Annotated in this window: 4 protein-coding genes; 2 read left to right on the top strand and 2 right to left on the bottom strand. The window is 37.0% G+C overall.

The genetic code is table 11. The features are described from left to right. Positions 1–250 precede the first annotated feature (250 nt). Both QNJ50_RS01840 and QNJ50_RS01845 read right to left on the bottom strand, forming a co-directional pair. Positions 251–3,688 (bottom strand): ATP-binding protein, encoded by a 3,438-nt coding sequence (locus tag QNJ50_RS01840; RefSeq protein ID WP_300631401.1) that lies wholly within the window; start codon positions 3,686–3,688, stop codon positions 251–253. 600 nt (positions 3,689–4,288) lie between these two features. Then, positions 4,289–5,059 carry a hypothetical protein gene (locus tag QNJ50_RS01845; RefSeq protein ID WP_300631403.1) on the bottom strand — a complete coding sequence of 257 codons (771 nt, stop codon included), beginning with the start codon at positions 5,057–5,059 and terminating at the stop codon, positions 4,289–4,291. Between the two features lie 310 nt (positions 5,060–5,369). Here QNJ50_RS01845 and QNJ50_RS01850 point away from each other — a divergent pair, with 310 nt between their 5' ends. Next, positions 5,370–5,624 carry a hypothetical protein gene (locus QNJ50_RS01850; protein ID WP_300631404.1) on the top strand — a complete coding sequence of 85 codons (255 nt, stop codon included), beginning with the start codon at positions 5,370–5,372 and terminating at the stop codon, positions 5,622–5,624. A 16-nt stretch (positions 5,625–5,640) separates the two neighbouring features. Further along, positions 5,641–6,918: a murein transglycosylase A gene (locus tag QNJ50_RS01855; RefSeq protein ID WP_300631406.1), complete on the top strand. Its 1,278-nt coding sequence runs from the start codon at positions 5,641–5,643 to the stop codon at positions 6,916–6,918. Positions 6,919–7,201 lie beyond the last annotated feature (283 nt).

Raw genomic sequence — 7,201 nt, forward strand, 5'->3', positions numbered from 1 at the left:
TTTCAATCACCTTTTAAATCATTCCAAAGTAAACGGAAAGGATATAATTTGTTGCTAAAGTAGGGTGTATTAGGCGCGCAAAAAAAAATCTTTTTTTGTTCGCCTTTATAACCCAATACGGTTCAGATAAGCCTACATTTCTTGGTAGAGACGCGATATATCGCGTCTCTACAGTGCAATTTGTTTTCAAAAAAGTCTTAACTGAACTGTATTGCTTTATAACCGCGTCATAACGCACCGTCATATAAGATTAACGATTATTATTTTTTGCTCTTTTGGCTAAAGTTGCTACAACTGTAGCTAACTCAGTAGGGTCTACAGGTTTAGGTAAATGTAGCTGATAACCTTCTTCCAGAGCGCGAATTCTATCTTCAGCCTTACAAGACATGGTTAAAGCTGCTGCTGGTATATCCGAAACCACATTAGCTTTAGGAAGATTATTATCAACCAATTTGCGATCGCGTAATTTTTGGAGCAAGGTAAGACCATCCCCATCCATCATTCTAATGTCGCTAACCAGGACTTCTGCTCGCCAATGTCTTAAAAGTTGCACAGCCTCTGAAACTGAATCAACAGTTCTGACAATAGCTTGATATTTTCTGAGGATAGTGTAGATTAATTCGCGACTCTCAGATTCACTATCCACAACCAAAACTTTCAGTTCTTTGAGGTAAGAGGAGACAAATGAAGAGTTGCAGTAGGTAACAGCTAAGGATCTATCACTAATACATGTATCTCGCTCATTAACTTGGTCTTTTTTTCTTGGTAGTAGTGGTAATTTTACACTGAATATTGTACCTTTGATGTCACTGCGATTTTCCACATTGATCACACCACCATGCAGTTCCACTAGATGACGAACTATTGCTAAACCTAAGCCTAAACCTCCGTAAGACCTACTAATGGAGATATCACCTTGATAAAACAACTCAAAAATGTGCGGGAGTCGTTCCCGACTAATTCCAATCCCCGTATCGATAACTTGAATTTGGATATATTCGGTAACTGGTAATTCTTCTTCCTGGAAACTTAGGACATCTTTTTGACCTATTACCAGAGACTCAGAAACTTTAATTTGTGAAAGCTCAATCGTCACCTTACCACCTTGAGGGGTAAACTTGATTGCATTGGAAAGCAAATTCCAAATAATTTGTTCTAAACGATCTGAATCTCCTGGAATTGTTCTAATATCATCTTCCAGTATTGTTTTAACTTGAATTTTCTTCGCCTGAGCAGCAACACTTAGGGTTTTAACTACTCTTTGAATGATAGTAACTAAATTACAATCTTCTACCCGCAAACATAGTTTACCTCTAAGAGCGCGGGAAACATCAAGTAAATCTTCAACTAGTTGGGTTTGAGTTTTAGCATTACGCTCAATGATTTCTAACGCTTGTGCTTTTTTCTTCGGATCTAAATGTTGTCGAGAACGCAACAATTGCGCCCAACCGAGAATAGCGTTAAGAGGCGATCGCAACTCATGGGAAAGAACAGCTAAAAAATCATCTTTGAAGCGGTTGGTGGCTTTTAGTTGTTCGATTTGCTGTTGATGGCAATTAATTAATTGTAGACGCTCCATTGCAACAGTAATTTGGTCGCATACGGTTTGCATCATTACTAATTCATCTGGCTGAAAATTGGAGGAACTGTAACTACTTAATACGAGTATTCCTAATAATTTATTTTGGATGATTAAAGGATAAATATAACCAGATTTAATACCTATTTGCCTCAGTTGTTCTGTTTCTATTTCTGTTCCTGTTTGCACGCAATCTAATACAATTGTATCCCGTTGTTTTGCTACGGTTCCATAAATTCCTCTGTCTATTGGTAAATTATCAATTTCCTCCGCTATTTCTGTGCTAATACCGCTATGGGATAATAAGTGTAATATCTGAGACTTGTCATCAACTGCATAATAAAAATAAGCATCTAAATCTATTAATTCAGTCAATTTAAAGAATAACTGATTGATAAATTCTTTTGGTTCTTGCTTAAATAATAAATTACTGCTAGTTTCTGCTAAAAATTTGAGTTTTTGGTCGTCTAAGGATAATGCTTTCTCTGTCTGTTTAAACTTAGTAATATCTTGTATAAATACTACTCCTGTAGAATTATGACCATCTATCGCTGGTAAAGTATCAGCATAAATCATCAATGATTGAATATCTTCTGGCGTATGCCAATTAATTTCCAAACCATCTAATTTTTTACCACTAACTATTTGAAATCCTGGCGTTTCTTCTGGAGGAATAGAATTTCCGAATACATCGGTAAAGTAATATTCACTTGTATTTTTAGAATTTAAATGAAAGTTAAGAAATCCATGAATAACAAATTTTTCTGCTGCTTGATTCGCAAAAATTATCTTTGCTGTTTTCGGTTCTATTAATAATAAAGGTATAGGCATTAAATTTAATAAATCTTCTAGCCATTTTTGCCTATGTTTTAAAGTTGCTTGAGCTTTTTTTTTCTCGCTTAAATCAAAAACAAAAGTTACGAATTTATTTTTACTTGTACCTTGTCGTACATGATTAATAAGGACAGGTATGTAAGCCCCATCTTTGCGAATAAATTCTTTCTCATAGGGCGTACAAACACCTTTTTCCCTTGCTTCATTCAACCTTTGTCTATCTAAATTTAAGTATTCTGGCGGTGTGAGTTTTTGCCAATTAATTGTACCTGCAATTATATCGGAATGCTTATAACCAATTATCCGCAGAAACTCTGTATTGGCTTGCTCGATAGCGCCATTACTATCGCTAAACAAAATACCCATAATGTTAGCACCAACCAAAGTTTTGAGTTTTGCTTTATTTTCTTGCTCGCTTTGCACCTCTCCTTTAAGTAGATCACATTGATGAATAATTCTTTCGATTTGGATTGCATATTGCCAAATCAATAGAGTAAATACAAATATAATCGTTGCAATAACTAAGGATATGGCAAATTCTGCCTCATACATTTTGGCATGATAACCCTGCAAAATTAACCACCCAGCACCAACCGGAGTAACTGCGGTAAGTACGAGTAATCTACGTATAAGGGAGCTTTCATCGGTATTTTTAGTAATTAACCGCATTATCCCTAAATCTGCACGGGCTGAGAGAATACCAGCACAAAAGACTGCAAAGCCAACTACTGTACCTAATACCATAGAAGCATAGGCAACCCTACCATCAAGTCTTTTAACTTGATATGCATAGCTAACTAATACCAAAAAAGAAACTATTATTGCGAGCAATGCCAAAATTTGGAGATACCAATAATTTTGGTTTTGATTCTTTTTACTTCGATTTTTTCTACTTAAAAGCTCTAAAATTATTCCAATAAGTGTAAATTTTAATGCCAAAGTTAGTTCCATGGTTGATGAAGTTTGAAAACTCTTATCCCATGTCCATGGCAAATCAATACTTTGAGTTGGGTTAAACAGATATTGAACAATAGAAAATAAAGCTATTGTTAAAACTCCACAGGCAGAAAATCTAGCAATCTTTCTCAACAATAGCTGCGATCGAGAAACCTTAAGCAAAGATAAATAGAGTTTTCCGCCTATTGTTCGCTTTGTCGGAGTTTCCCATAACCACCCATCAACAGTAAGTTTACTCTTGGAGGTGACAACGGATAGCCACAGCAAGATACCGGACAACATAAAACAAAGTGCTATATCCTGTTTTATTGTCACCATAATCATCCTCCAATCACTTGGAATAACTTAAACTTCAAGTTAAGCTTCAACTTAAAAACTTCACCTTACAAACTTCACCTTACAAAGTTAAGACTAAAAACTTTAAATTAAAAACTTTAAATTAAAAATTTAAAATTAAAAATTTAAAATTACAAACTTAAAATCATAAACTTAAAATCATAAATCTCAAATCATAAACTTACACTTGCATACCCAAATTAGTTATCTATAAATCCTAAATAGTTAAAAGCGAACGCTAGGGCGCATGCTGTTCGGGTAATTGTAATTCTCGAAGGGAAAGGATCTGAATTCCGTCGAGGCAAGCGATTAGCGTGTGACATCAAATATCTTTGTTAACGCATCTATCTATCGCCGTAAACTAAAGTGTTTTTGGTAAATATCTACCGTTTAACACCTGTATTATATTTTACGTAACACCCAGTTCTACATCTACCTATATGCATATTTTCGATTATTGATGTTAGGACTCTGAATTTTTAGTTGTAAGTTAATTACTAATACCACTAAGTATAGCTTTGGAATAATATATTTCGTCCTAACACCAGTAATTAATGCGACTCATAACGAACTAAAATTGTGTTAAGAAAATAACTTAAACCGCATCAATTGTGTTTCTATGGCTTCTGGCAAAGTTTTATTTAATTCCTTACTATTTTTAAACTGTAGAATCTGAGTTTGAGGTAAATCAAATGGAATTTTTCCTGAGAATTCTGGACGTTGCATTTGAACCATTAAGATTTGTTCGATACGTTTACTTTGAATCGCATAACCAATTTCTATACAAACATTAGGACTAGGAATTAATTGAACTTTTTCCTGTGTTTCTAACTTTGTAATTGGCGTCACATCAGCAATAAATAGCAAACTTTTCCGGATTTTTCGTAACTTGGTTCGGTTAAGTCTTGTAGGATTATCTTTTGGTCGAGGCGATTCCACCAAAGAAATTGGTAAACGCGATCGCAAATTCAATTTTTCTAGACTTTTAAGTAATCCATCTCGTAGCGAGTCAGCTGCTACTTCAAACTCATTTTGCGAGGAGTAGAAAATAATTGGTTCTAACTGTGATAAGACCGATTGCTTAGTAAAATAAATTTCGTGACTAATTAAATCAATATTAGATACGCAATAACTACCACTACCCTCAATGTAGAATTCTATATTTTCTCCATCCAGATAACGCCAGAACCAAGCTGATTTTTTGATTTCCTGGCTATCTTCCAAAAAGTCTGCTCTCAACCCTGATTTCAAAAGACTTTTCTTGCTCAAACGAATATCTGGAGGACGTTTTTCCAACTCTTGAATTGGCTCATAGTCTTGAAGATACCACCCTCTCAGAGCAATGATCGACATAAGGCGCTGTTTATGACGAATTCAATTTAACTTTGTACAAGCTTACACCCAGCCGGACTCCCTTGAACAACCATAATCAAGTAAATACTCAACTGCGTGCTCAGTCATTATATGCTTTGATAATTTATTCTTCTGTAATTTATTCTTTTTCAGTAGTTGGGAACTGCAATGAGTATCAGAAACGTCATAAGCAACTGACAAGGGAAAAAACATTAGTGGCATTTTTTTGCCTTGCGCTTTTTATTACCTCTTCCCATTCCGGGGTAACGTAGTTAACAATGGGTTGATATGTTTCCAATAATTCAACCTTATGCCTAGAAAACCTAGTGAATACTTAGTGCACATGATACTTGAAGGCGGACATAAAGAAGAGGTTCGTTTTCCCACAATTCAAGAATTTCAAAAGTGGTATAGTGGGGAGCTTGTACCAAAATCAGCTTCCAACGACTTCATCAGCGTGCCAATCAAAAACATTCAGGGAGAGTATATGGTTATACGTCCATCCCGAGTATTAGGGTTGCGAGTAGAACCAATATTTAGTTCTAGTGTAGAAAGATTTACATAACTTCCATAAAAAATCTATGAAGAAAATGTTTGCTTTGGTCTCTTTGAGTCTGGGAATTACTCTTGTAAATCCTGTTTTTTCGGCATCCGCACAGGTGCGACTACCCAGGAGATTACCGCGTCCATTACCAGTACCGAGTCAGCCACAGGAGTGGTCACCCCAAATACCAAGCAAACTAGAAACACCACCACCAGCCCTCAAGCCAATGGATATGGATTTTGAATGCCGTCCCCGACATGCTTGCTTGGGTTGGGATTCTCAATTATTTTGGGGTAGATTTGGCAAAACTGCCGATCGCTGGTCTATGGTAAGGTCTATCAACCACAGTTTACGCTATCTCAAAACTCCCACAGCGGCTAGGGTTTATGCTGATTATCCCATAGAAGGAATTACCCTCGAACGGGTACGTCGAAGTTTACTACGTTTTCGCCAACTATTACTAAAGTCCAGAACTCCCACACAGTTACAAGATGCTGTTCGTCGGGAATTTGAGTTTTATAAGTCTATCGGCAATGATGGTCAAGGCACTGTTAAGTTCACCTCTTACTACGAACCGATATATGAAGCAAGTCGTCAGCGAACATCTGTTTATAAATATCCTTTATATAGACTACCACCAGATTTTGAACAATGGCCCCAACCCCATCCCAAACGTTTAGAACTGGAAGGTAAAGATGGTTTATTGGGGGATAATAGTCCCCTCAAAGGTTTAGAGTTATTTTGGTTCCGCAATCGTTTAGATGCATATCTGGTACATATTCAAGGTTCAGCAAAGTTAAAGTTAACGGACGGTACCACAACATCAGTCGGTTACGCAAATGGAACCCAATATCCTTGGACGAGTATTGGTAAGGAATTACTTAAAGATGGGAGAATTACTCGCAAAAGTGCTTCGATGCCGGGTATTTTACGTCACTTTCAATTAAATCCAGAGGATATGGATGAGTATTTACCCCGTTGGGAACGTTTTGTATTTTTTAGGGACAAAGGTAATACACCGGCTATAGGTAGCATAGGTGTTCCGGTAACTGCAGATCGTTCCATTGCTACAGATAAATCGATTATGCCCCCTGGTGCTTTAGCAATTATTAATTCTTCATTCCCTTATCCAACGAAAGAGGGAGGATTAACTTATCGTCGGGTGAGTCGCTTTGTAATGGATCAGGATACCGGTAGCGCAATCAAAGGTCCAGGACGAGTAGATTATTTTGCTGGTCGTGGAAAAATTGCTGGCGATCGCGCCGGGGTTACTGGTGGTCCCGGAACTTTATATTATCTATTGCTTAAAGAATAATTTTGTTTTGAAGTTCAACAGCGTTGGGAGTGTGGGGGTGTGGGAAGTGTGGGGAGTGTGGGAAGTGTGGGAAGAGAGTAAAAATGTTCTAACCTGACAACCCAATCGAAAAAGTTTTGTTTTTTTCAGGACGCGATTTTTTGCGTCCTCTATTATTTTTGATTTTTATTTATTCTCCTAATCCCCAATTCCCAGTCGCCAGTCCCCATATGCCGCGAGGCGGCACGCAGTGCTTATGGCTCTTAGCGGAGCGTGACGCCAGTCATACGCCACGCTTCCGCTA

It is taken from the genome of Mastigocoleus sp. MO_188.B34 (genome assembly GCF_030065675.1).
GTDB lineage: Bacteria > Cyanobacteriota > Cyanobacteriia > Cyanobacteriales > Nostocaceae > Mastigocoleus.